This window comes from Bacillus sp. LR--39 (assembly GCF_053613335.1).
In genome coordinates this window covers 1-856 of the sequence record NZ_JBSIOT010000577.1, presented here as the reverse complement: position 1 = coordinate 856, position 856 = coordinate 1, and the positions used below count along the sequence as shown (strand labels likewise).

1 protein-coding gene and 1 pseudogene are annotated in these 856 nt (G+C 43.0%); one reads left to right on the top strand and one right to left on the bottom strand.

The annotated features are described in order from the left end of the window. Positions 1-23: 23 nt before the first annotated feature. Positions 24-89, bottom strand: a pseudogene (locus tag ACWHAR_RS25040) (hypothetical protein); the annotation flags it as partial. A gap of 207 nt (positions 90-296) precedes the next feature. Here ACWHAR_RS25040 and ACWHAR_RS25035 point away from each other — a divergent pair. After that, positions 297-856, top strand: a 560-nt coding sequence (locus tag ACWHAR_RS25035) for a hypothetical protein (RefSeq protein ID WP_452088177.1), incomplete at its 3' end; no start/stop codon positions are given.

Here is an 856-nt window from a genome sequence, read left to right as displayed (position 1 = left end):
ACCGCGGTGGTCACGACAATTTAGTAAGCAGAATTTGCCCAGTCATATAATACCCAGCTGTTTTCTTGTTTCGTAAAACGTTTCATCATCAGAGCCCCCTCTCCGGTAACGATACTTCTATTGTACGAAAAATGGGCCTGAAAAGAATGGAATGCACGTCAATTTTTACAAAATATTTATGTTTTTGCGCTTCAAATCATACTTTTGATTTATTGCTGGGGTTAGGTGAATCTGGTACCATTTAACTATATTTTATGGTATTTTCCAGAAGGGATTCAGCAGAGAGGAGACAGAGCATGAGGCGAATAGGCTTGTGTATAAGCCTGCTGGTCACAGTTCTTGTGATGAGCGCATGCGAAAGTGAAGGTGATGCTCAGATGTTCGCAGACTGTGATCAAAAGACAGTAAAACAAACCGCAGCCAAACCGATGAGCAGTAAGAAAAAGCAGGATTTCCAAGCCCTCGCAAGCGACAGGCAGCTGGCCATTGTGTTCAGTTCCATGATACAAGTGAGCGAAGCATTTGATTATGGAATCGGTAATCCAGAATACTTCGTGCAAATCAGCATGACTGAAGAAGAAGCAGACATTGCGAAGGAGAATCTCGAATCGATTAAGCTTGAGAACAAATCGCTCAAAAAACAAAACAGCGAGGCGGTCGCCTTGCTACAAAAAACGCGTAATCAAGACATGAGCCGGATCGAAATTCAGCAGCTGACAGAAAATAGAGCCGTTTTTTTTGAGACTGCAGACAGTATGATCAAACTCATCGGCCAAGTCACACCGAAAAACGCGAAGAAGACAAGACAGCAGCTGGATCAGCTGAAAAAACAATATACACAATACAGCGCCGAAAG